At 72.4% G+C, this 22,062-nt stretch carries 19 protein-coding genes and 1 tRNA gene; 9 read left to right on the top strand and 11 right to left on the bottom strand.

Features of this window, described 5'->3' with window-relative positions; all coding sequences use genetic code 11:
* Nucleotides 1-260: 260 nt before the first annotated feature.
* The 8 genes from OHS71_RS25720 to OHS71_RS25685 form a co-directional block, all read right to left on the bottom strand.
* Nucleotides 261-2,273: a beta-galactosidase gene (locus OHS71_RS25720; protein WP_328481690.1), complete on the bottom strand. Its 2,013-nt coding sequence runs from the start codon at nt 2,271-2,273 to the stop codon at nt 261-263.
* Nucleotides 2,270-3,586 (bottom strand): glycoside hydrolase family 36 protein, encoded by a 1,317-nt coding sequence (locus OHS71_RS25715; protein ID WP_328481689.1) that lies wholly within the window; start codon nt 3,584-3,586, stop codon nt 2,270-2,272. Before OHS71_RS25715 ends, OHS71_RS25720 begins: the two co-directional genes overlap by 4 nt.
* Nucleotides 3,587-3,614: 28 nt before the next feature.
* Nucleotides 3,615-4,517, bottom strand: a complete 903-nt coding sequence (locus OHS71_RS25710) for a carbohydrate ABC transporter permease (protein WP_328481688.1) — start codon at nt 4,515-4,517, stop codon at nt 3,615-3,617.
* Nucleotides 4,514-5,491, bottom strand: coding sequence for a carbohydrate ABC transporter permease (locus tag OHS71_RS25705; RefSeq protein ID WP_328484647.1), 978 nt, complete (start codon nt 5,489-5,491; stop codon nt 4,514-4,516). Before OHS71_RS25705 ends, OHS71_RS25710 begins: the two co-directional genes overlap by 4 nt.
* A gap of 35 nt (nt 5,492-5,526) precedes the next feature.
* Nucleotides 5,527-6,840 carry an ABC transporter substrate-binding protein gene (locus OHS71_RS25700; protein ID WP_328481687.1) on the bottom strand — a complete coding sequence of 438 codons (1,314 nt, stop codon included), beginning with the start codon at nt 6,838-6,840 and terminating at the stop codon, nt 5,527-5,529.
* 212 nt (nt 6,841-7,052) lie between these two features.
* Nucleotides 7,053-8,519 (bottom strand): glycoside hydrolase family 18 protein, encoded by a 1,467-nt coding sequence (locus OHS71_RS25695; RefSeq protein WP_328484646.1) that lies wholly within the window; start codon nt 8,517-8,519, stop codon nt 7,053-7,055.
* 167 nt (nt 8,520-8,686) lie between these two features.
* A complete protein-coding gene (locus tag OHS71_RS25690; RefSeq protein WP_328481686.1) occupies nt 8,687-10,063 on the bottom strand; it encodes a sensor histidine kinase in 1,377 nt (458 codons plus the stop codon).
* The gene (locus tag OHS71_RS25685) at nt 10,060-10,779 is read right to left on the bottom strand and encodes a response regulator transcription factor (RefSeq protein ID WP_328481685.1); all 720 of its coding nucleotides are present in this window, start codon (nt 10,777-10,779) and stop codon (nt 10,060-10,062) included. The genes OHS71_RS25690 and OHS71_RS25685 overlap by 4 nt, the downstream gene beginning before the upstream one ends.
* Before the next feature lie 143 nt (nt 10,780-10,922).
* Here OHS71_RS25685 and OHS71_RS25680 point away from each other — a divergent pair, with 143 nt between their 5' ends.
* Complete coding sequence (locus OHS71_RS25680) at nt 10,923-11,441, top strand: hypothetical protein (RefSeq protein ID WP_328481684.1); 519 nt, start codon at nt 10,923-10,925, stop codon at nt 11,439-11,441.
* 50 nt (nt 11,442-11,491) lie between these two features.
* Here the strand turns inward: OHS71_RS25680 and OHS71_RS25675 are convergent, their stop codons facing one another.
* Together OHS71_RS25675 and OHS71_RS25670 are read right to left on the bottom strand one after the other, a co-directional pair.
* A complete protein-coding gene (locus OHS71_RS25675) occupies nt 11,492-12,361 on the bottom strand; it encodes a spermidine synthase (RefSeq protein WP_328481683.1) in 870 nt (289 codons plus the stop codon).
* 124 nt (nt 12,362-12,485) lie between these two features.
* Nucleotides 12,486-12,878, bottom strand: coding sequence for a hypothetical protein (locus OHS71_RS25670; RefSeq protein ID WP_328481682.1), 393 nt, complete (start codon nt 12,876-12,878; stop codon nt 12,486-12,488).
* A gap of 256 nt (nt 12,879-13,134) precedes the next feature.
* On the opposite strand from OHS71_RS25670, the gene OHS71_RS25665 reads away from it, so the two are divergent.
* Complete coding sequence (locus tag OHS71_RS25665) at nt 13,135-14,598, top strand: tetratricopeptide repeat protein (RefSeq protein WP_328481681.1); 1,464 nt, start codon at nt 13,135-13,137, stop codon at nt 14,596-14,598.
* A 26-nt stretch (nt 14,599-14,624) separates the two neighbouring features.
* Here OHS71_RS25665 and OHS71_RS25660 read toward each other — a convergent pair whose 3' ends face one another.
* On the bottom strand, nt 14,625-15,218 hold the full coding sequence (locus tag OHS71_RS25660; protein ID WP_328481680.1) for a histidine phosphatase family protein: 594 nt from the start codon (nt 15,216-15,218) through the stop codon (nt 14,625-14,627).
* 224 nt (nt 15,219-15,442) lie between these two features.
* On the opposite strand from OHS71_RS25660, the gene OHS71_RS25655 reads away from it, so the two are divergent.
* From OHS71_RS25655 to OHS71_RS25625, 7 genes are all read left to right on the top strand, one after another.
* Entirely contained in the window at nt 15,443-16,396 is a 954-nt protein-coding gene (locus tag OHS71_RS25655) for a phosphatase PAP2 family protein (RefSeq protein ID WP_328481679.1), read from the top strand.
* Nucleotides 16,347-17,468, top strand: a complete 1,122-nt coding sequence (locus OHS71_RS25650) for a hypothetical protein (protein WP_328484645.1) — start codon at nt 16,347-16,349, stop codon at nt 17,466-17,468. The genes OHS71_RS25655 and OHS71_RS25650 overlap by 50 nt, the downstream gene beginning before the upstream one ends.
* Entirely contained in the window at nt 17,459-19,048 is a 1,590-nt protein-coding gene (locus tag OHS71_RS25645) for a hypothetical protein (RefSeq protein ID WP_328481678.1), read from the top strand. Before OHS71_RS25650 ends, OHS71_RS25645 begins: the two co-directional genes overlap by 10 nt.
* Nucleotides 19,045-20,385 carry an AAA family ATPase gene (locus tag OHS71_RS25640; RefSeq protein WP_328481677.1) on the top strand — a complete coding sequence of 447 codons (1,341 nt, stop codon included), beginning with the start codon at nt 19,045-19,047 and terminating at the stop codon, nt 20,383-20,385. The genes OHS71_RS25645 and OHS71_RS25640 overlap by 4 nt, the downstream gene beginning before the upstream one ends.
* A gap of 254 nt (nt 20,386-20,639) precedes the next feature.
* A complete protein-coding gene (locus OHS71_RS25635) occupies nt 20,640-21,008 on the top strand; it encodes a hypothetical protein (RefSeq protein ID WP_328481676.1) in 369 nt (122 codons plus the stop codon).
* A gap of 299 nt (nt 21,009-21,307) precedes the next feature.
* Nucleotides 21,308-21,898, top strand: coding sequence for a bifunctional DNA primase/polymerase (locus OHS71_RS25630; RefSeq protein WP_328481675.1), 591 nt, complete (start codon nt 21,308-21,310; stop codon nt 21,896-21,898).
* Nucleotides 21,889-21,962 (top strand) — tRNA-Lys (locus OHS71_RS25625). The genes OHS71_RS25630 and OHS71_RS25625 overlap by 10 nt, the downstream gene beginning before the upstream one ends.
* Nucleotides 21,963-22,062 lie beyond the last annotated feature (100 nt).

The raw sequence follows: 22,062 nt of genomic DNA, 5'->3' as shown, positions 1-22,062 counted from the left end.
GGGGGGACGGGGAAGGGGGCGCGGCACGTCGTGGGGGCGAGCCGCGCCCCACGACGTCGTGGACGGTGATCCTCGTCGTGACTCCTCCCCCGGCTGAAGCCGGGGGCTTCTCGTTACGCCGGGTTGGCGTCGCGACGGACCAGCCCGGCCCGTGGACGGTGATCCTCACCGCCGTACGACAGGCCCGGCCCCGGACCCGCCTGCCGGGAGCCGTCGCCCGGCGCCCGGCGGCGTGAGGACCGTGCGGTGGGCCGGCGTGGTCAGTGGTGCGGCTCCCGTACGACCGCCACACCTCCTGGCTCCACGGTGACCGTGCCGTTCTCCAGGGACTCGCCGGTGAGGAGTTCGACGGCGTCCGGGGCGACGGGCACCCGCGCGCCGGCTCCCCGGTGATCGACGAGGAAGAGGTAGTCCGCGTCCTCGCCCCGCCGCAGGACGGCCTCCACACCCTCGGGGGTGGCCCGGACCGGCGCCACCTCGGCCTCGGTGCGGACCCCGTCCAGGAGCGCCGCGAGGGTGTCCGCGTCGGGGAGCGTCGCCAGGTACCAGGCGGTGCCGGCGCCGTACGCGTGCCGGGTCACCGCCGGTACACCGGTCAGGGGTCCTGAGGTGAAGGAGGCGACGGCCTGCGCGCCGTCCAGGCGTACGCGTTCGGTCCACAGCGACGCCGTACCGCCGGTGTCGAGTCCCACGGTCTCCCCGGGCAGCAGGGGGAACAGTTCGTCCGTGCGGACACCGAGCGCCTCCCGGAACGCGCCCGGGTAACCGCCCAGCCGCACATGGCAGTTCTCGTCCACCGCCCCGCTGTGGAAACCGACGGCCAGAGTGCCGCCCCGCTGCGCGAAGGCCGTCAGGTTCGCCGCGCCCGCCTCGTCCACCAGGTACAGGCTCGGCGCCAGGACCAGGCGGTACGCCGACAGGTCCGCGTCCGGTCGGACGAAGTCCACGGCGACGCCCGCCCGCCACAGCGGCTCGTACCAGGAGCGCACCAGTTCCAGGTACCGGACCGACTCGCTGGGCTGGGAGGGCAGTTCCAGCGCCCACTTCGCGTCCCAGTCCCAGACGACCGCCGTCCTGGCCGTGCCCGTGCTGCCGCGCACCTCGGCCAACGACCGCAGATCCGCGCCCAGCCGGACGACGTCCCGCCAGATGACACTGTCCGTGCCCGCGTGCGGCAGCATCGCCGAGTGCCATTGTTCGGCGCCCGCCTTCGCCGCCCGCCACTGGAAGTAGGCGATGCCGTCGGCGCCGCGGGCCACGTGCGCCAGCGCGTTGCGACGCAACTCCCCCGCTGTCTTGGCCCGGTTGACCTGCTGCCAGTTCACGGCGCCCGTCGAGTGCTCCATCAGCAGCCACGGCCGGCCGCCCGCGAGGGAACGCACCAGATCGCCGCTCAGCGCGATGTCGATCTCCGACTCGGGATCCGTGGAGCGGAGGTAGTGGTCGTTCGAGACGATGTCCAGCTCCGGCGCCCAGCGCCAGTAGTCCAGCGCGTCGAAGTTGTACATCACCATGAAGTTGGTGGTCGCGGGCACCGACGGGGCGGCTCGCTCCAGCACCTCCCGCTCCGCCTTGCACAGGGACAGCAGCTCGTCGCTGGAGAAGCGGCGCCAGTCCAGCCGATGGGCCGGGTTCGGGACCGCGCCGGTCGCCCTCGGCGGCAGGATCTCTTCCCAGTCGTAGTACCACTGGCTCCAGAAGGCGGTGCCCCAGGCATGGTTCAGCGCGGCCAGGTCGTCGCCGTACCTGTCGCGCAGCCAGCGCCGGAACGCCGCCGCGCTGGTGTCGCAGAAGCACTCCGCGTTGTGACAGCCGTACTCGTTGTGGACGTGCCACATGACCACCGCCGGGTGGTCGGCGTACCGCTCCCCCAGCACACGGGCGACGCGGGTCGCGGCCTCCCGGTAGGCGGGGCTGCTCGGGCAGAACGTCTGCCGGCTGCCGTAAGACAGTCTCCGGCCGTCCCGGTCCACGGGCAGCGCCTCGGGGTGGGCCCTGAAGAACCACGCCGGCGGCGCGGCCGTCGGGGTGGCGAGGTCGGCGGCGATGCCGTGGGCGTGGAGCATGTCGAGGACGCGGTCGAGGAGCGAGAAGTCGTACTCGCCCTCGGCGGGTTCCAGCAGCGCCCACGAGAAGATGTTGACGCTGACCATGTTCACCCCGGCCTCGGTCATCAGCCGCATGTCCTCGGCCCAGACCTCCTGCGGCCACTGCTCGGGGTTGTAGTCGCCGCCGTAGGCGAGGCCGGGGACGTTCAGCTCGCGCCGCGTCATCGCCCGCCTCCCGACAGCAGTCGGCGGGTGGTGTCCACGCCCCACGGGTCGAGCGACAGCAGACGGTCGCTGGAGGCCATCAGGCCGCCCGTCGCCTCCACGTGCGCGGCCCACCGCTCACGGGTCTCCACGGCCGGGCGGGCCATCAGGCAGTCGGGGTCGTTGGTCCAGAGCCGGCCGTGCTGCCACTGGCGGGCGGCGCCGGTGAACTCGGCCGGGTCCTGGCCGGGCTGGCTGTAGTCGTCGGCCTCGGGACGGCGGTGCGGGGCCGTGTCGGGGCTGACCCGCATCGCGTCGAAGAGCCCGATGGAGGGAAGGATCGGCGCGCCGCAGCCCAGGAGGTAGGCGTCCTCGCCGATCGCCGCGCGGATCAGCTCGATGCCCGAGCGGTACGCCGTCAGCGCGTCCACCGTGTCGTCGTGCCGCACGCCGTCCAGGGCGCCCGCGTACAGGAAGTCGACCTTGAAGTAGTCGTAGCCCTCGGCGCGCAGCGTTCGGAAGACGTCCGTCAGGTAGGCCGCGGCGTCGGGGTGCGTGGTGTCGAGGACCCGCAGGTCGTGGCCCCAGTTACGGCCGGCGTGCGCGAAGCCGCCGTCCGCGGAGCGGACCAGCCGCTCGGGGTGCGCGGTGGCCAGTTCGCTGCTCGGGTCGACCAGGAAGGGCGCCGTCCAGATACCGGCGCGGCGGCCCCGGGCGCGGATGGCGTCGGCGATGCCGGCACGGGAGCGGAAGCGGCCGGAGAGGGTGAGCCAGTCGCCCAGGGCGCGCTGGTAGCCGTCGTCGATCTGGACGACGTCGACGGGCAGGTCGAGGGTGTCCATCGCGCGGAGGTTCTCGTGGACGTCGTCCTCGGTGACGGCGGTGAAGTACTCGTACCAGGAGCACCAGGCGGTCGGTGCGGGCCGGGGCGCCGCGAGGCCGAGTCCGGCGGCCCACTCGGCCAGGAGCGTCTGGACGTCCGTGCCCGTGTACTCCTTCACGGGGCCGTCGGCGCTGATCTCCACCACGGTCCCGGCCCTGGTGAGCCGGATGGACGGCACCTCGCGCACCGGGTCCGGCGCCGCCCACAGGCGCACCGGTGAGCCGTCGCCGGGGTCGAGGGCCAGCAGGCCCTCCCCCTGGAAGGCTCCCTCGGGGACGGTGACGCCCGGGCGGTAGCAGACCGTCGCCCAGTTGCCGTCGGTCGGGCGGTACGGGGCGTCGTCGAGGGCGTAGGCGCCGCTGGGGCTCCAGGACTGCCAGCCCTCCTCGTGGACGCGGGCACGACGCGGGTCCACGGGGACGGCGGCGACGGGGGTGAAGGGGTGCTGCACGGAGGTCTCTTTCACAACGGGAGGGGGCTCAGCCCTTGTTGGCGCCGAGGGTGAGGCCGCTGACGAACTGGCGCTGGAGTGCGAAGTAGACGGTCAGGGTGGGGATGGCGGTGAGGAGGGCGCCGGCGGCGACGAGGTTGGGGTCGGTGAAGTACTGGCCGGAGAGGTTGTTCAGGGCGGAGGTGATGGGCATGTTCTCTCCGGTGGAGATCAGCACGATGGCCCAGAAGAAGTCGTTGTAGATCCAGATGGACAGCAGGGTGGCCAGGGCGGCCATGGCGGGTTTGCACAGGGGCAGCACGATCTGCCAGTACAGGCGCCATACGGAGGCGCCGTCGACGAGGGCGGCCTCGGTGAGTTCGTGGGGCAGGGAGCGCATGTAGTTGGCGAGGACGAAGGCGCAGAACCCGGACTGGAAGGCGACGTGGATGAGGACGAGGCCGAGGGCGGAGTCGTAGAGCTTGCCGCTGGTGGTGATGCCGGGCAGGTCGACCAGCAGGTACAGGCGGTACAGGGGGGTGATGATGACCTGTTGGGGCAGGAGGTTGCCGGCGGTGAAGACCAGGAGCAGGAAGAGGTTGACGCGGAAGTCGAAACGGCTGACGTAGAAGGCGACGCAGGAGGACAGGAACAGGGTGAGCAGGACCGCCGGGACCGCGATGATCAGCGTGTTGGCGAAGTAGTGCAGCATGTCCGACTGCTGGAAGGCGTTGGTGAAGTTGTCGAAGTCGAGTTTGTCGGGCCAGGAGACGTAGCCCTTGTCGCTGGTTTCGGCGTAGGGGCGCAGGGCTGCGAACAGGGCCCACAGCAGGGGGGCGAGCCAGGCCAGGGCGGTGGCGGCGAGGAAGGTGTGCAGCAGGATCCGGGCGGGTCGCAGGGGGGTGCGCTGCTTGGCGGCCACCGGCTCTTTCAGGGGCAGGGTGGTGCTCATGCGCGGCGCTCCTTGCGGAAGGTCGCGATCAGGTAGGGGATGATCACGGCGAGGGAGATGACCAGCAGGACGACGGCGATCGCGGAGCCGTATCCGATGCGGCTGGACTCGCCGATGATGTTGTTGGTGACCAGGATCGAGAGCAGTTCGGTGCCCTGGGCGCCCTTGTTGAAGACGAAGACGAGGTCGAAGGCGCGCAGTGCTTCGATGATGGTGACGACCAGGACGACGGTGTTGGTGGGGCGCAGGGTGGGGAAGATGACGTTCTTGAAGGTCTGCCACTCGTTGGCGCCGTCGAGGGCGGAGGCCTCGCGCAGGGAGGGGTCGACGCCCTTGAGGCCGGCGAGGTAGAGGATCATCATGTAGCCGGTGTGGCGCCAGCAGGCGGCGATCAGGACGGCCCACAGGTTGAGGTGGGGGTCGCCGATCCAGTCGATGTAGTGGCCGGGTTTGTTGGCGCCGATGATGCTGTTGATCAGGCCGGTGTCGGGGTTGTAGACCAGCTGCCAGACGAAGCCGGTGACGGCGAGGGAGACCACGACGGGCAGGAAGAACGCGGTCTGGTAGACGCGGCTGAAGCGGATCTTCTTGTCCAGCTGGACGGCGAGGAACAGGCCGAACGGGGTCGGGATCAGGATCAGCACGACGAACCAGATCACGTTGTGCTGGACGGCGGGCCAGAACTGCGGGTTGTTGGTGAACAGCTCACGGAAGTTGTCCAGCCCCACCCACTTGATCGAGTCGAAGCCGATGCCGTCCCAGGTGGTGAAGGCCAGCGCGATCGAGGCGAGCGCGGTGACCCAGACCAGGGCCACGTGCAGGATCGTCGGCACGCCCGCCATCAGGGTCAGGGTCAGCCGGTCACGGCGGGTCAGCAGGCGCCGGTGGCCCTGCACGGCCCGCTTCTTCGGGGATGCGGTGCCCGGAGGCGGCACGGCGGCCGCCTCCGGGGACTTCGTGGTGTCCACGGTCATGGTGTGGGTGCTCATCCGCTTTCAGCAGGAGGGTGTCAGCCGGACGCGAAGATCGTCTTCTTCTGACGCTCGATCGACGTCAGCAGGCTGTCGATGCCCTTGGGGTCACGGACGAACTTCTGGAGCGCGGGCTGCATCACCGTCGAGGTGAAGTCCGGCCGGCTGTCCCGGTCCATGAACTGCGTGAGGTGCTTCGCGCCGCTGATCATCTCGTACGCCTTCTTCTGAAGGGCTGTGTACGAGGAGGTGTCGGCCTTGGAGGAGGCGGCGACGACGCTCGGGTCGGCCTTGAGGTAGATCGCCTCGGCCTCCGGGGTGCCCAGGTACTCCAGCAGCTTGACGGCGGACGCCTTGCTCTTCGGGGCCTTGGAGAGCATGAAGCCGTCGGTGGGCGCCTCGACGGTGTCCTGGCCGTAGGCCGGGTCGATCTCCGGGAAGGCGAAGAAGTCGAGGTCGTCGGCGTCGGCCTGGTTGGTGAACTGCTGCGCCACGAAGGTCCCCAGCAGGTACATGCCGGCCTTCTTGGACACCAGGGTCTGGGCGGCGTCCTGCCAGGTACGGCCGACGGCGCCGTCCTGGTGGTAGGGGAGGATCTCGGCCCAGTGGTCGAAGGTCTTGCGGACCTTCGCGTCGGTCCAGGACGCCTTGCCCGCCATCAGCTCGACGTGGAAGTCGTAGCCGTTGGTGCGGAAGTTGATCTGGTCGAAGGTGCCGAGCGCGGGCCAGGCGTCCTTGTCGCCGAAGGCGATCGGGACCAGTCCGTCCTTCTTCATCTGCTTGCACAGGGCGACCAGCTGGTCCCAGGTGGTGGGGACGGTGTAGCCGTGCTGCTGGAAGACGCTCTTGCGGTAGAAGAGGGCCCAGGGGTAGGTGTACAGCGGCACGAAGTAGTACTTGCCGTCCTCGCCCTTGCTGAGCGCCTTCATCGCGTCGGGGAAGTTGCCGCCGATCTTCGCCCACACGTCGTCGATCGGGGTGGCGAGCTTCTTGGCCGCGAAGAACTGCATGCGGTAGCCGGCGAACCAGTTGAACACGTCGTCCGGGGTGCCCTGGAGGTAGGAGTTGATCTGCTCCTGGAACGTGTTGTGGTCCTTGGTGTTCACGTCGACCGTGACCCCGGACTGCTTCTTGAAGGCCGCGTAGATCTCGGCGAAGGCCTTCTTCGGCACCGCGTCGGACGCGTTGGAGCCGAGCGTGACCGTCTTGGGGTCGGCCGCGGTGCCGCTGCCGCCGCACGCGGACAGCAGGGGTATGCCGGCGCCGAGCAGGGCCGCGCCGCCCACGCCGCGCAGGAGGGTGCGACGGCTCGGGGAGGGGAGGACGGGGCGGCCGGAGGGAGAGAGGTGCATGAACGGCTCCTGACGCGGGGTTCGGCCACGAGGGTGGCTGAAAGCTGATCGCAATCGACCAGAAATCAACTTGACCGAACACTGGGTGGCGCAATAACAGCCGTATGTCCGGTCATGCGTCAAGAGCCGTCGCCTTCATTTGTCGAAACGTAATCGACACACCTTGATCACTTGATGATCGTTTTCCCCTCTCGTCCGCTTGGTCACGAGGCTCACTTGAAGGCGGCGAACGCCTTCGAGAACGCCGAGCCGGTCTGGACGATCGAGCTACAGGTCGCGTCCGCGCTGTTCTTCGCCCCGCCCGCACACTGCTTGTCCCGGGTGGCCGACCACATCGACAGCCAGCCGAGACCCTTGGCCTTGGCGAAGGCGACGAGCTGGGTCGCGTCGTCGACCTTGAATATCTCGGACGTGACGTCATTCACACCGATCATCGGGGTGACCGCGACCGTCTTCCAGGCCGCGCTCTCGCTGAGCCCGAGCACGCTCTTGAGCTGCGCCTGGGTGGCGGTGGCGGCCTGCTCGGCGTACGTCCCCATGTCGCCGCTGTACGCCGGTCCGTAGTCCATCGCCATGATGTTGACGGTGTGGATCTTCACGTTGCCGGACTTCGCGTTCGCCAACAGGTTCACGCCGTCCTGGGTCAGCCCTTCCGGCATGACCGGAAGGGTGAACGAGACGTCCAGGTCCGGGTGCTGCTGCTGGAGCCTGGCGATCGCCTGGGCGCGCCGGGTGTTGGCCGCGGCGTTCGGCAGCGCGCCGCCCTCGATGTCGAAGTCGACCTTGGTGAGCCGGTAGGCGTCCACCACCTTGCCGTACGCCGCCGCCAGCGCGTCCGCCGAGGAGCACGTGGTCGCGAGCTCCGAGCCGGAGGCGCCGCCGAAGGAGACCCGGACGTCCCCGCCCTTGGCCCGCAGCGCCCCGATCTGCGCGGCCACGCCGTCGCTCGCGAGGTCGCTCACACCGCCCCACTTGGGCGTGCAGCCGCCGCCGTCGGTGACGAACGCGAGGTTGTAGTCCTTGACGCCGGTCGCGTTCATGCTCGCGAGGAGGTCGAAGGCGGGGTAGAGCGAAGTGTCGACGTAGGGGGCGAACCCGGCGGAGCCCGCGGTGCCCGTGCCGGTGCTCGCGCTGGTGCTCGGGGCGGGAGCCGAAGGGGAGGAGGGGACGGAGGTGGCTGTCGGGCTCGGGGCCGCGGTGGGGCTCGCCGACCCGGTGGGCCGTCCGCTGGGCTCCGGCGTGGCGCCCCCGTCGACGGAACACCGGGCCCCGTCGACGACACAGCCGACGGGGTCGGCCCGTCCGGTCACGACGAAGCCGACGGTGACCGACTCCCCTGCGGCGAGCCCGTCGGTGTCCCACTTGGGCGGCGAGACGGTGACGTGCTGCCCGCCGACCGTGGACTCGCCGTTCCACAGGGAGCTGAGCCGGGCCCCGGCCGGCAGATCGAACTCGAGCTTCCACGCCGCCTTCGCCTGACCGCTGTCGTTCGTGACGACGTACTGCGCGGTGTACCCCGTCGACCAGTCGCTGGTCCTTGTGTAGGCAGCCCCGACCCCGGCCGCGTGCGCGGTGCCGCCGAGCAGCACGGCCCCGCCGCCCACCACGGCCGCGGCGACCGCGCCGCCGATCGCCTTGTTCCTGCCGCTGACCCTGCGCCGATGCGTGCTCGTGCCCATCACATGCCTGCCTTCACTGCTCACGGGGGATCCCGGGGGTGGGGTGCGGCAGCACGCTAGCGATCCCGAACCGGGCAAAACGCCTGACAGGGACGGCGGCCGGGGTTCTTAGGGAGCGCTTAAGGAACACATCGGGGGCGGTTAAAGGTCGAGACCAATACGGAGGGTCAGGAGCGGCCGGCGACCGCTCGTCGCCGTCTGCGGACAACCCCACGGTGGCCTCTGCGCACCGGCTCGCGGCCGTTGAGCTGGATCCAGATCCGTATCTCCGTTCCGCCCAGGACCGAGGAGCCGATGCGCACGTCACCGCCGGTCGACTCGGCGAGCCTGCGGACGATGTCCAGGCCGAGGCCGGTCGAGCCCGCGGCGCCCGAGCCCTTGCCGCGGGCCATCGCCGCCTCGGGGTCGTGGATGCCGGGGCCCGCGTCCGAGACCAGGACGATCACCGCGTCCTCCCCGTTGTGGACGTCGACCGCGAACGCGGTGCCCTCCGGGGTGTGGCGGAAGACGTTGCCGAGCAGGGCGTCCAGGGCGGCGGCGAGGTCGGTACGGGCCACGGGTATGCGGACCGGGCGGTCCACGCCGGCCGTGCGCACCTTGCGGCCCTCGTCCTCGGCGAGCGCCGACCAGAACGCCATCCGTTCCCTGACGACCTCGGCCGCGTCGCAGCCCGCGCCCGGACCCGCGGCCGCCGTCTGCGGCTTGGCCTCCCGGGCTGTCCGGATGATCGTGTCCACCTCGCGTTCCAGCTGGGCGACTGCGGTCCTCGTCTGCTCGGCGGCCGGAGTGTCGCCCAGGGAGGCCGCGTTGAGGCGCAGCACCGTCAGCGGGGTGCGCAGCCGGTGGGACAGATCCGCGGCCAGCTCCCGCTCGTTCGCCAGGAGTTGGACGACCTGATCGGCCATCGAGTTGAACGCGACCGCCGCGAGGCGCAGTTCGTTCGGCCCCTCTTCGGGCACTCTCGCCCCCAGTTGCCCCTCCCCCAGCTCGTGCGCCCCCTCGACCAGCCGCCTCGCCGGCTGCACCATCCGTACGCCCAGCCGGTCGGCGACGGCGACCGAGCCGACGACCAGCGCGGCGCCGACCGCCGCGAGCACCGCCCAGGCCGTGCCGACGCCGTTGCTCACCTCGGACTCGGGGACGTAGACCTCGATCACCGCGGTTCCCAGGCTCAGCGCGACCGGCTGGAGCAGCGCGGAGCCGCCGGGGACCTCGGTGGTGGAGGCACGGCCGAGTTCGCGTACGGCCGCGATGTCCGTGTCCGCGGCGCGCTGCCGGCCGAGGTCGACGGCGGCCCGGCCGTCGCTCGCCGGCAGGTGCACGGCCATGCCGTCGTCGGAGCCCGCCGAGGCGACGACCCGTTCCAGCTGGTCGCGGTCGGTCGTGATGGACAGCGCCGGGACCACGACCGCGGCCTCCCGCTCGGCGTTGGAGAACGCGCGGTCGCGGGCCATCTCCTTGATGACGAGGCCGAGCGGGACCGCGAAGGCGACCACGACCATCGTGGTGACCGCGAGGCAGACCTTGACCAGTGCCCATCTCATCGCAGCGGTTCCGTTCCCCCGGAGTCGGGCACGGGCGGCTCCAGCTTCACGCCGACGCCCCGCAGGGTGTGCAGATAGCGCGGCCGGGCCGCCGTCTCGCCCAGCTTGCGGCGCAGCCAGGACAGATGGACGTCGATCGTCTGGTCGTCGCCGTAGGACTGCTGCCACACCTCGGCCAGCAGTTCCCGGCGCGGGACCACCACCCCGGGCCGGCCGGCGAGGAAGGCCAGCAGGTCGAACTCGCGGCGGGTGAGGTCGAGTCGTACGCCGTCCAGTTCGGCCTGGCGGCGCAGCGGGTCGACGGTCAGACCGCCGACGCTGATGACGCTGGACGGCGAGGGCTCCCCGGCGCCGGACCGGGCCCGCCGCAGCACGGCGGCCATCCGGGCCGACAGGTGCTCCACCGAGAACGGCTTGGTCAGATAGTCGTCCGCACCCGCGTTCAGGAGGCGGACGATCTCCGTCTCGTCGTCGCGCGCGGTGGCGATGATGACCGGCACGTCCGTGATGCCGCGCAGCATCTTCAGGGCCTCGGAGCCGTCCAGGTCGGGCAGGCCGAGGTCGAGGATGACCACGTCGAAGCGGAAATGGGCGACCTCGCGCAGCGCTTCCAGTGCGGTCCCGACGCTGCGCACGAGGTGCGAGGCGTCGGACAGCTGCCGGATGAGCGCCGAGCGTACGAACTGGTCGTCCTCGACCACGAGCACACTTGCCATGCGCCGCAACCTACGCCATGGGGACGAGCGTCATTCGGGCCTGTGGACAACTCGGCCCCTGTGGACGAGCGGTGAGCCGGCCGTGCGCGGCGGAGGGGGCGTCCCTGCGACACGGGTGAGACGCGTGGGGCAAGATGGCCGCGATGCGCAGGGGACTCGTACACGTACTGGCCTGGTCGCTCGCCACGGGCGCGGCGACCACGCTGTCGTGGTGGGGTGTGCACACGGTGATGGCGGGCACGGCCTACGACCCGCCGCGCGCCCTGCCGCTCGCCGCGGGTGGGGCGACCACGCAGGAGCCGGGGCCGTCGGCCTCGTCGCCGGACCGGCCGCTCGTGCCGGAGAGCCGCTCCCCCGCCCCGAGCCGGACGCCGACGGCCCCCTCGCCCTCGCGGACGGCGGCCACGAGTCCCTCGCCGGCGCCCGCTCCCAGCGGCTCTGGCCAGGTCAAGAGCTACGGCACCGCCGGCGGCCGGGTCGTCTTCGACCTGGACAGGACGTACGCGACGCTCGTGTCCGCCACCCCGGGCCCGGGCTGGTCGATGCAGGTGTGGAAGACGGAGTCGTGGATCCGGGTGGAGTTCGCTTCCGGCGCGGACCGGGTGTCGGTGTTCTGCACCTGGCACGACGGGCCGCCCCGGGTGGAGATCGTCACGTACTGACGGCCTGCGGTATGCGGGACGTCGAGGCGCCGGACCGTCGAGGCGCCCGGCTAGCGGAAGGCCGAAGGGGGCGGGGCCGGTGAGGCCACCGCCGACGCGTCCACGACCGGCACCGCGCCGCCGGTGAAGTCGGTGAGCGTCCGGCCGTGTTCGACCCGGCCGGGGTGCGGGTCGGAGGCGGCGCGGCGGGTCAGTTCGGCGGTCGGCAGCGGGAGATCCGAGGCGACGAGCACCGCGTTGCCGAACCGTTTGCCGCGCAGCACGGTCGGGTCGGCGACCAGGGCGAGGTGCGGGAACCGCGCGGCGGCGGTGGCGATCTGGCCGCGCAGGTGCGCGAGCGGCGGGCCGTCGGCGAGGTTGGCGGCGTAGACCCCGCCGGGTCTCAGCGCCCTGCGGACCTCGTCCAGGAACTCGGTCGAGGTGAGGTGGGCGGGGGTCCGGGCGCCGCTGAACACGTCGGCCAGGACGAGATCCGCCCAGCCGTCGGGCACTTTGGCGAGTCCTTCCCGTGCGTCGACGGACCTGACCCTGATGCGCGCCCCCGGGTCCAACGGCAGTTCCCGGCGCACCAGCCGGACGAGGGCCGCGTCCCGTTCGACGACCTGCTGGGTGGATCGGGCGCGGGTCGCGGCGACGTACCGGGCGAGGGTGAACGCGCCGCCGCCGAGATGGACGACGTGCAGGGGCTTGCCGGTGGGGGCGACGAGGTCGATGACATGACCGAGGCGCCGCTGGTACTCGAAGGAGAGATGGGCGGGGTCGTCGAGGTCGACGTGCGACTGCGGGGCGCCGTCGATGAGCAGCGTCCAGGCCCGCGCACGGTCCCGGTCGGGTATGAGCTGGGCGAGCCCGCCGTCGACGGCCTCGACGACGGAGGCGTCGGCGTCCCGCTCGCGCCGGGTGTTCCTGGACTTGGCCATGACAGCATTTTCGCAGGTTGCGAGGGCGCCCCGCGGCAACAGGCCGGAACGCGCTCGGCGGCGTCGCGGACACGCGCGCGTGCGGTCGGGGCCCGCGCTCGTCGCCGTCACGCCGCAGGCGTCCTCACCGGCAGCTGTCCGCCGCCTCGATCAGCCGGGCCGCCTCGCCCAACGCCCGCCGCAGCACCGCCGGATCCGTCGCGAGGTCCGCCTCCCCGGGGGGCACCAACCAGTCCGAGCCCCCGGCCGGCGGCTCGGGGGCGAGTCGCAGCCCGCGGCCGTCGGTCACCGTGCAGACACTGCCCGGCACGTCCCATGCCGCCGCCGTCCCGGCCGGCACCAGGAAGCCGAGGGTGTCGTCGCCGTCGTCGTGCAGGACGGGTCCGACCCCGTCGCCCGCCGAACCCCTCCGCAGGATGTCGACCGCCTCCAGTCCATGCCGGGTCGGCACCGTCACCAGGTCGCACGCCCCCGCCGACGGCACAGAAAAATCGTTGTTGCTCTGGCTGGTCTCCATCCCGGCCTCCACCGCGCAGCCCGCCTGTCGTCCACAGGGTTCAACGCTTCAGGACGTCAAGGGCTACGGCGGAAGTCCGCCGCAAAGGATGGCAGTTCATGGCAGATCGCGAACCAGATATCCGTTTTGTAGCCAAACACCGCATGGCGGCCCGACCACAGCAGGTACGTTCTTGCCCGCCGGGAACAAGGGTGCCACACGGACAACTCATTCCTTTTCCGGCATGGTTCGACGGTTCGCACGAGAGGACCCGGCCATGGCGTCGTCAACGGTGACCCCACCTCGGCCCGATCGGCCGGCCCGGCCCAACCTCGCCTTCCGCCAGCTGCGCGGACATCGCTCGCCGGCCGAGTTCGCCGCGCTCGTACGACGGGCCGCGCGCGAGATCGGCGAGCGGGTGAGCTGCGACGCGCGCTACATCGGGCGCGTCGAGGCGGGGGAGATCCGCTGCCCCAACTACGCGTACGAGCGGGTGTTCCTGCACATGTTCCCCGGACGCACGCTCACCGATCTGGGGTTCGCGGCCCGAGCGTCCGTGCGCGGACGGGGGGCGCGCACGGACGAGGACGCGCCCTGCTTACACACCACGAGACCGGAGCGCACTACCAGTGATGAGCGGGGCACGAATGAGACGGGTGGGGCGGATGAGCCGTATGACACGCAGGACCCGTACGACACGCACCACGACCACGACCACGAGGAGAGCGACGTGCTGCGTCGCGCATTCATGACCGGCGGAGGTGCCACCATGGCCGCCGCCACCCTGGGCCCCCTCGGGCTCGCCCACGACGCGTCGGTGAAGCGTTCCGCGCGCCGCGCGGGAACGAACGAGGCCGGCGTCCTCGAAGAAGCGGTCCGCAGAATCCGGCTGCTGGACGACCGGCACGGGGCTGACGGCCTCTACCGGCGCGCCGCCGCCCCGCTGCGCGCCGCGTACGCGCTGCTGGACGCCGGGACGACCCGGCAGGCCACCGCCGACCGGCTCCACTCGGGCGCCGGGGAGCTCGCCATCTCGGTGGGCTGGCTGGCACACGACTCGGGCCGGTTCGACGACGCGCGCTCGCACTACGCGGAGGCTCTGGCGACCGCCCGGATGACCGGGGACCATGCGCTGGAGGCGCACGCCTTCTGCAACACGGCGTTCCTCGCGCGGGATGCCGGACGGCCCCGGGAGGCCGTCCGCGCCGCCCAGGCCGCCCAGCGTGTCGGCCGCCCCCTGGGCTCGCCCCGTCTCATGTCGCTGCTGGCGCTGCGCGAGGCGGGCGGCTGGGCGGGGCTCGCCGACCGCACCGGCTGCGAACAGGCCCTGGTCCGCGCGCAGGCCCTCTACGACCGGGGTCCCTGCGACAGCGACCCCGAGTGGATGAGTTTCTACGGCCAGGCCGAGCTGGAGGGCCTCAAGGCGCAGTGCTGGTCGACTCTGGGCGACTGGCCGCGCGCGGCCCGGCACGCCAGGCGGGCGGCGGACCTCCAGGACCCGCACTTCACCCGCAACATCGCCCTGTACACGGCCGAACTCGCGGACGACCTCGCGCGCGGGGGCCGGCCGGACGAGGCGGCCGTGGCCGGGATGCGGGTGCTGGATCTGCTGGACCAGGTCCAGTCGTCGCGGATCCAGACGATGCTGGCGGGCACGGCCCGAGTGCTGCTCCCGCACCGGAGGGCGAGCGGCGTGTCGACCTTCCTGGAACGGCACGCCTCGACACCGCGGACGGTGTGAGACCCGGTCCCCGGGGACCGGGCCGGCTAGCCGAGGTGCCCGAGGTCGTTCCAGCTCTCGATCGCCGGTTCGCCGTAGGCCCAGCCCAGGACCGACAGCGACGTCGGGTTCAGACGCAGCCGGGCCGCGAAGTCGAGTGGCAGACCCAGCCAGCGTGCCCCGATGGAGCGGAGGATGTGCCCGTGGGCGAAGAACAGCACGTCCCGGTCGGCCGAGCGGGCCCAGGCGACGGCCTCGTCCGCGCGGGCGGTCACCTCGGCGAGGCTCTCGCCCTCCGGGACGCCGTCGCGCCAGATGAGCCAGCCGGGCCGGGCCTCCTGGATCTCGGCGGGGGTCATGCCCTCGTAGGCGCCGTAGTGCCACTCCATCAGGGTGTCCCAGGTGGTGGCGCGCCCGCCGAAACCGGCGAGTTCGCACGTCTCACGCGCGCGTGCCAGCGGGCTGGTCCGTGTCTCCACGTCCGCCAGGCCGTCGAACGGCGCCCGGTGCAGCCGCTCGCCGAGCAGTTCGGCTCCCCTGCGGCCCTCCTCCAGGAGGGGCACGTCGGTCCTGCCGGTGTGCTTGCCGGACAGCGACCACTCCGTCTGTCCGTGCCGGGCCAGCAGGATGCGCGGTGCCATGGGGGGCCTTTCCGGGGAAACCCCTGGGAGGGATCAGGGAACAATTCACAAGCGGATGCCCTCCATCATCGCTCACCCTGAACAGGGGCAACCCGGAGGGCGGTCTCAGCGTCTTTGAGAGCCGGGGCGCCCGTGAGGGGCGCGCACACGCGCCGTAAAGTGGCCCGTCCCGCGCCACGGGCGCACCAGCGACGAGACAGCGACACGAAGGGGGAGGCGATCGGATGCCGCAGACCGAGACACCAGGCACCGAGGCGGCCCCGCGGACGCGGCTGCGCTGGTGGACCGAGCTGCCTCTGATCCTGCTGGTGTACGCCTGCTACTCCGGGGGCCGGCTGCTCGCGCGCGGCGACGTGACCACCGCCGTCGACCACGGCCTGGCGATCCTGCGGATCGAGAAGTTCCTGCACATCAACGCCGAGCACCCGCTGAACCGGCTGTTCAGGACCCAGGCGTGGATAGGCGTGCCGGCCGACTTCTGGTACGCGTCGCTGCACTACGTGGTGACGCCCGTGATCCTGGTCTGGCTGTTCCGGTCGCGGGCCCTGCACTACCGGGCGGCCCGCACCTGGCTGATGACCTCCACCTTCATGGGCCTCATCGGCTTCACACTGCTGCCCACCTGCCCGCCCCGGCTGCTGTCGGCGGGCCACGGCTTCGTGGACACCATGGCCCAGTACAGCTCGTACGGCTGGTGGGGCGGCGAGGCGAGCGCGCCGCGCGGCATGGGCGGCATGACCAACCAGTACGCGGCCATGCCCAGCCTGCACGTCGGCTGGGCCCTGTGGTGCGGCGTCATGCTGTGGCGCCACGGCGGCACACGCGCGGCGAAGACGGCGGGCGTCGTCTACCCGCTGGTGACGACGCTCGTGGTGATGGGCACCGCCAACCACTACTTCCTCGACGCGGTCGCGGGCGCGGCCGTGATGGGCCTCGGGCTGCTGCTGGCCCCCTTGGTGATGCGCGGTGCGGACCGCGCCCGGGGATACTTCACGGCCCGTGTCCCGCTGGTCGCGGCGGCCTCCACGGCCCCATCGGCCCCGATTGTCAGTGGCGGGTGCCAGACTTCGACGGGTGAGCGAATTCCACGGCAGCGCGATGCACGGTTCGGCCCCGGAGCCGAGCCGGGTGCCTCCCCCTCGGACGCGGGGGACGGCGCTCCGGCAGCGGCTCGCTGAGCTGCGCGGCCCCGACGTGCCGGCCAAGGCGCTGGACGCCCGTGCCCTCGCGGCGCTGGCCGCGAACCCGGGCTGCGAGCGCCGCGCGATCCTGGACGGCGCCGGGGTGGACAAGGCGACGCTGGCGGACGCGCTGGGGTCGCCTTCGGCCTTCGGACAGTCCCAGTTCGCCCTCACCCGCGGCAACGCGTTCGAGGCGAAGGTGAAACGGGACGGCGGCGCGGAACTGCTGCGGCTGGTGCACGAACGGCTGGACCCGGGCGCGGCTCCGCCCGTCGGGGCGGCCGTGCCCGACCTCTCCGCGATCGGCCCGGAGGGCCGCACCGCGCGCACCGCGCTGGCACTGCGCGAGGCCGGCGAGGCGTCCGGCACCTGGACGCTCCTGGACCATCCCATGATCACGCTCGACGTCGCGGGCTCCCCCGCCTTCCTTGAGCCGGACGCCGTCGTGGTGCACCCGGACGGCAGCTGGACGGTCGTGGAGATCAAGTCCTTCCCGATGCTGGACGGTTCGGCGGACCCGGCGAAGGTCGGCGCGGCCGCCCGGCAGGCCGCGGTGTACGTGCTGGCCCTCGAGGAAATCGCCGCCCGCCTCGACCCGGCCCCGCCCGTGCGCCACCGCGTCCTGCTGGTCTGCCCCAAGGACTTCTCCAACCTGCCCACCGCCTCCGCCGTGGACGTGCGCAAGCAGCGTGCGGTCACCCGGCGTCAACTGGCCCGCCTCACCCGCATCCAGGACATCGCCGACGCCCTCCCCGACGGCACCTGCTTCTCCCCCGAGCTGCCCGCCGAGCAGCTCACCGCGGCCGTCGAGGCGGTTCCCGCGGTGTACGCGCCCGAGTGCCTGGCCGCCTGCGAGCTGGCCTTCCACTGCCGTGACCGTTCCCGCGCGGCCGGCGCGGTCACCTCCCTCGGCCGTTCCGTGCGGGCCGAACTGGGCGGCCTGACGACGGTCGAGGGCGTCCTCGCGGCGGCGCGCGGCGAGGCCGGTGATCCACGGGACCCTGCGGTGGCCGCCCTGCGCCGGGCCGCGGAACTGCGCGCCGAGGCCCTGGGGACGATGTGTCGCTGATCACCACCCTCGCCCGCCTCGAGGCCGTCACCACCGGCCGCGCCCGGCCCACCGCCACCGTCCGGCACCGGCATGTCTCGGACCGGCCGCTGGTGTTCGTGCCGCTGACCACCGCCGGTGAGGCCGGCGCCCCCCTGGGCGCGCTGGTGGGCACCGACCGGGACGCGCCGCGTCTGCTCGTGGTGCCGCAGCCGCGCGACCGCGACCTGAGGTTCGCGTTCCTCGCGGAACTGGCCGACGTCGTCCTGCCGTACCTCGACTCCTATGCCGACGTCGTCGAGGCCGCCGAACGCAACGAGACCGACCCGGAGACCGGGAAACGCGTCAAGGTCGAGGTCGAGCTGTGCGCGGACGCGCCCCAGCTGATCGTCCCGAGCCGCGCCGGCGTCGACTTCGTGCGCCTCCTGGGCCGCTCCATGCGCTTCAGGCGGACGGCGGAGCAGGACCCGGAGACACCGCATCCCGCACCCCCGCGCGTGCCGCTGCTCGGCCGGTGGCTGACCCATTTCGGGGAGCGGTCCCGGGTGCCCGGCTCCTCGCTGCTGACGGCGATGACGGAGCTCCTGGGCCGGCACTGGGCGACCGGGCAGTCCAGCCTGGAGGACCAGCACCTGGGGGCCCAGCTCGCCTGGATCGCCCCGCCGCCGGGCGAGTCGGGCGCGGGGGCGGCGCTGCGGGCGGAGCTCGCGCGTGGCGCCGACGGGCAGCTGTGGTGCCCGCCGGCCGGTCCGGCGACCGACCCGGCGTTCGACAACAAGCTGCTCGCCCCGGCCATCGAGCGCTACGACCGCGCGCGTACCGCGCTGGCCGCCGCGCAGGACGGCCTCCAGGCCGACGACCGGCTGGGAGCGCTCACCGCGGCCGAGCGGGAGATCCGCGAGCTGGTGAGGAGCCGGACGCTGCCCACCTGGGACAAGGTGTGGGAGGGCCTGGACCTGCTGCGGGAGCTGCCGGAGGGCGCGCACGTCGAGGAGCGGTGGACACGCGACCGCTGGTCCTTCACCGGCCACCGCGACCGGGTCGTCGCCGGTGAGCCGCCGCAGCCGCGACGCGACGACGCGGTCACCGCCGCCAACAAGCTGGCCACCCGGGAGCGGGAACAGGCCCGGCTCGAGGCGCAGGAGGCGCTCGACGACCCGCTGGTGATGGCGGGGCGCCGACTGGCCGGGGAGGCGTTCGCGGGCGAGGTCGTCGACGTCGTCATGGCGTACAGCGAGAGCAAGCGGCCCAGCCCGCGCCCGCTGGTCACCGTGCGCACGGACGACCGGCCGCATCTCGGGGAGCGGGCCAAGGTGTACCGGTCGCTGGGCGGGAAGGCGCAGGCCGCCGAGTTCGTGGAGCGGGCGGCGGAGGATCTGCTCGTGCTCCGGATCGTCGACAGGATGGGCCGCGGCAAGGAACCCGAGGCGGGATCCGTACCCGAGAAGGGCGACCGGCTCTGCTTCACGCTGTTCGAGCACGAGCAGCGTGGCGGCGCGAAGCTCCCCGACCCGGAGGACACCCCGTGGACGCACGGCGGACCGCCGGGCGAGCAGGTGCCCGAAGCCCCCGACTCCGTCACCCAGGAGGACCTGCTGTGACCACCGAGGCCGCCGTCGACCCCGGTACCGCCGCCACGCGCGCCACCGACGCGATCCTGCGCGACACGCTGCACGGCACCGCGCGCGGGGTGGTCGTCGACTCCCCGCCCGGCGCGGGCAAGTCGACGCTCGTCGTCCGCGCGGCGCTGGAACTCGCCGAGGCGGGGCGGCCCCTGATGGTGGTCGCGCAGACCAACGCGCAGGTCGACGATCTGGTCGTGCGGCTCGCCGTGAAGAACCCCGAGCTGCCGGTGGGCCGGCTCCACAGCAGCGACGCCGACCCGTACGACAAGGTGCTCGACGAGCTGCCCGGCGTCAGGAAGTCGGCGAAGGCGGCGGACCTGGCGGGTCTGCCGGTGGTGATCTCGACCGCCGCCAAGTGGGCGCATGTGAAGGTCGACGAGCCGTGGCGGCACGCGATCGTGGACGAGGCGTACCAGATGCGGTCGGACGGGCTGCTGGCCGTGGCCGGGCTGTTCGAGCGGGCGCTGTTCGTGGGCGACCCGGGGCAGCTGGACCCGTTCTCCATCGTGGGCGGCGAGCAGTGGGCGGGACTGTCGTACGACCCGTCCGCCTCGGCGGTGACCACCCTGCTCGCGCACAACCCCGAGCTGCCGCAGCACCGGCTGCCGGTCTCCTGGCGGCTCCCGGCGTCGGCCGCGCCCCTGGTCTCGGACGCGTTCTACCCGTACACCCCGTTCCGCAGCGGCACCGGGCACGGAGACCGGCGGCTGTCCTTCGCCGTGCCCCCGGACGGCTCCGGCACCGACCGGGTCATCGACGAGGCGGCGGAGTCGGGCTGGGGCCTGCTGGAGCTGCCCGCCCGGCACACGCCCCGGACCGACCCGGAGGCGGTGCGGGCCGTCGCGACGGTCGTACGGCGACTGCTGGACCGGGGCGGCGCCGCCACCTCCGAGCAGTCTCCCGACCCGACCCCGCTGACCGCCGACCGGGTGGCCGTCGGGACGGCGCACCGCGACCAGGCGGCGGCGGTGCGGGCTGCGCTGGCGGAGCTGGGCGTCCCGGCGGTGACGGTGGACACGGCGAACCGGCTCCAGGGCATGGAGTTCGACGTCACGGTGATCCTCCACCCGCTCTCCGGCCGTCCCGACGCGACCGCCTTCCACCTGGAGACGGGCCGCCTGTGCGTCCTCGCCTCCCGCCACCGGCACGCCTGCGTGGTGGTGTGCCGGGCCGGCGTGGGCGACCTGCTCGACGCCTACCCCTCGACGGAACCGGTCCAGCTGGGGACCCTCGTGAAGTTCCCGGACGGCTGGGAGGCGAACCACGCGGTCCTGGCACACCTCGCCGAACACCGGGTGGCCTGGAAGCCGTGAGCCGTCCCGTCCGCCTCCCGACGGGTCCGGGGCCGTGAACCGGCGTGCCTTCCAGGGGGTCTGTGGCCGATGGCCGGCGTGCCTTCCAGGGGGTCTGCGGGAGGGTGGGCCGACGGGAACATCGGGGGGGGGCCGGAAGGCTTGAGACTGCGGGGCGGAGTGCCTCTTGCACCATCGGGGGACAATGGAAGGTGGTCCACTCCACCGGCGCCACGCCCTGTGGCGTCATCCGAACCGTACGAGGAGGAGAAGACATGGCGGAGCCCACGCCGCGTCGGAACGAACCGCGGCTACGCCCCGCGCCCCTGCTCTTCGAGCCCGCCGAGGCGGCCGGTGATCCGGAGCACTTCTTCGACCTGGAGTCGATAGACGATCCGGCCGCGTTGCTCTCGCGCGCGACGGAGCTGACGGTCGCGTTCCGGGCGGCGGCCGACCGGGCGGTTGAGTTCCAGGCCATGGCGGCGGCTCAGCTCGCCGATCCGCGCCGCTTCGACCGCCTGACTCCGGCGGACATCGGTGAGCGGGCCGAGTGGACCGAGGACTACGCGAAGAAGATGGTCGAGTTCGGCCGTGATCTGCTGCGGGGCGACACCGAGGGACGAGGGCACGCCGACCCGGTCTGAGCACCGGCGGGACGAGGGCACGCCGACCCGGTCTGAGCACCCGGCAGGACGGGAAGCACGCCGACCCCGTCTGAGCACCCGGCGGGGCGGGGGAAGGCCGGCCTCGCCCCGACGCCGTCCGTCCGTTCGTCCCCGACGCCACGCCCCGGCGCCGCGTCCCCGACGCTCGTCCCGTCCGCTCGGCCGTCCAGCCCGCCTGGCATATGCCGGGCGGGCAAGATACTCCCCCGTCGCCTCTCCCGTCCCGGTTTCTCGCAACCCTGTGCGTTCGGCCGCTCACCACCGGTAGACCTGGCGGTATGAGCAGCGCATGCGACGACGAACCCATCGGTGTCACCCCGGACGGCGCCGCCTGGCTGGCCTCCGCCGGAACGTATCCGCGCAGCACGCTCGCCCTGTGGCAGGAGCGGCCGGACGCCCCGGTGGTGCTGCCGTGCGGCTCGGTCTTCGACATCGTCAGCGCGCCGGCCTTGTTCGGGCGGCTGATGCTGGACCGGCTGTGGGGCGAGGGGCCGGGCTCGGGACCGGTGGCCGCGTTCCGCGGGCGGACGCTGCTGTTCGCCGCCCCGGGTACGGCCCAGCGGCTGCCCTCGCTGCTGGAATGGGAGGAGTGGAGTGCCGACGGCCGACCGGACGGCCGTACCGCCACGGTGCCGCCGCTGCTGTGCCACGGCACGGGTGACGCGGTGACCGTGCCCGCGCTCACCCCCGGGCAGAGCGGTGCGTCGACGCGCTGGATGGTCGCCCCCGACACCCGTCATCCGTGGCTGCCGGGCCCGGAGATTCTGCTGTGGGCGGCCGTCCGGGCGGCCCGTTCGGCGGTGCGGATTTCGATTTCTCCTCCCCAGGATCAGGATGCTAAGGTCTACGACGTCAGCAGGCGCCGCTAGCTCAGTTGGTTAGAGCAGCTGACTCTTAATCAGCGGGTCCGGGGTTCGAGTCCCTGGCGGCGCACGACATGACGGCGGGGCCGGTTCGCAGACAATGCGAACCGGCCCCGCCGTAGTCATTTCTGCGCGACTACGCCGTGTGCCCGAAACGGGACGGGGCCGGA

Source organism: Streptomyces sp. NBC_00377 (assembly GCF_036075115.1).
Taxonomy (GTDB): domain Bacteria; phylum Actinomycetota; class Actinomycetes; order Streptomycetales; family Streptomycetaceae; genus Streptomyces.
This window is presented reverse-complemented; position numbering and strand designations above follow the sequence as displayed.

Bases quoted from the DNA above. Each gene is read 5' to 3' on its own strand.
- OHS71_RS25720 (WP_328481690.1), bottom strand. From the start codon at position 2,273: ATGACGCGGCGCGAGCTGAACGTCCCCGGCCTCGCCTACGGCGGCGAC.
- OHS71_RS25710 (WP_328481688.1), bottom strand. From the start codon at position 4,517: ATGAGCACCACCCTGCCCCTGAAAGAGCCGGTGGCCGCCAAGCAGCGC.
- OHS71_RS25705 (WP_328484647.1), bottom strand. From the start codon at position 5,491: ATGACCGTGGACACCACGAAGTCCCCGGAGGCGGCCGCCGTGCCGCCT.
- OHS71_RS25700 (WP_328481687.1), bottom strand. From the start codon at position 6,840: ATGCACCTCTCTCCCTCCGGCCGCCCCGTCCTCCCCTCCCCGAGCCGT.
- OHS71_RS25695 (WP_328484646.1), bottom strand. From the start codon at position 8,519: ATGGGCACGAGCACGCATCGGCGCAGGGTCAGCGGCAGGAACAAGGCG.
- OHS71_RS25690 (WP_328481686.1), bottom strand. From the start codon at position 10,063: ATGAGATGGGCACTGGTCAAGGTCTGCCTCGCGGTCACCACGATGGTC.
- OHS71_RS25685 (WP_328481685.1), bottom strand. From the start codon at position 10,779: ATGGCAAGTGTGCTCGTGGTCGAGGACGACCAGTTCGTACGCTCGGCG.
- OHS71_RS25680 (WP_328481684.1), top strand. From the start codon at position 10,923: ATGCGCAGGGGACTCGTACACGTACTGGCCTGGTCGCTCGCCACGGGC.
- OHS71_RS25675 (WP_328481683.1), bottom strand. From the start codon at position 12,361: ATGGCCAAGTCCAGGAACACCCGGCGCGAGCGGGACGCCGACGCCTCC.
- OHS71_RS25670 (WP_328481682.1), bottom strand. From the start codon at position 12,878: ATGGAGACCAGCCAGAGCAACAACGATTTTTCTGTGCCGTCGGCGGGG.
- OHS71_RS25665 (WP_328481681.1), top strand. From the start codon at position 13,135: ATGGCGTCGTCAACGGTGACCCCACCTCGGCCCGATCGGCCGGCCCGG.
- OHS71_RS25660 (WP_328481680.1), bottom strand. From the start codon at position 15,218: ATGGCACCGCGCATCCTGCTGGCCCGGCACGGACAGACGGAGTGGTCG.
- OHS71_RS25655 (WP_328481679.1), top strand. From the start codon at position 15,443: ATGCCGCAGACCGAGACACCAGGCACCGAGGCGGCCCCGCGGACGCGG.
- OHS71_RS25635 (WP_328481676.1), top strand. From the start codon at position 20,640: ATGGCGGAGCCCACGCCGCGTCGGAACGAACCGCGGCTACGCCCCGCG.
- OHS71_RS25630 (WP_328481675.1), top strand. From the start codon at position 21,308: ATGAGCAGCGCATGCGACGACGAACCCATCGGTGTCACCCCGGACGGC.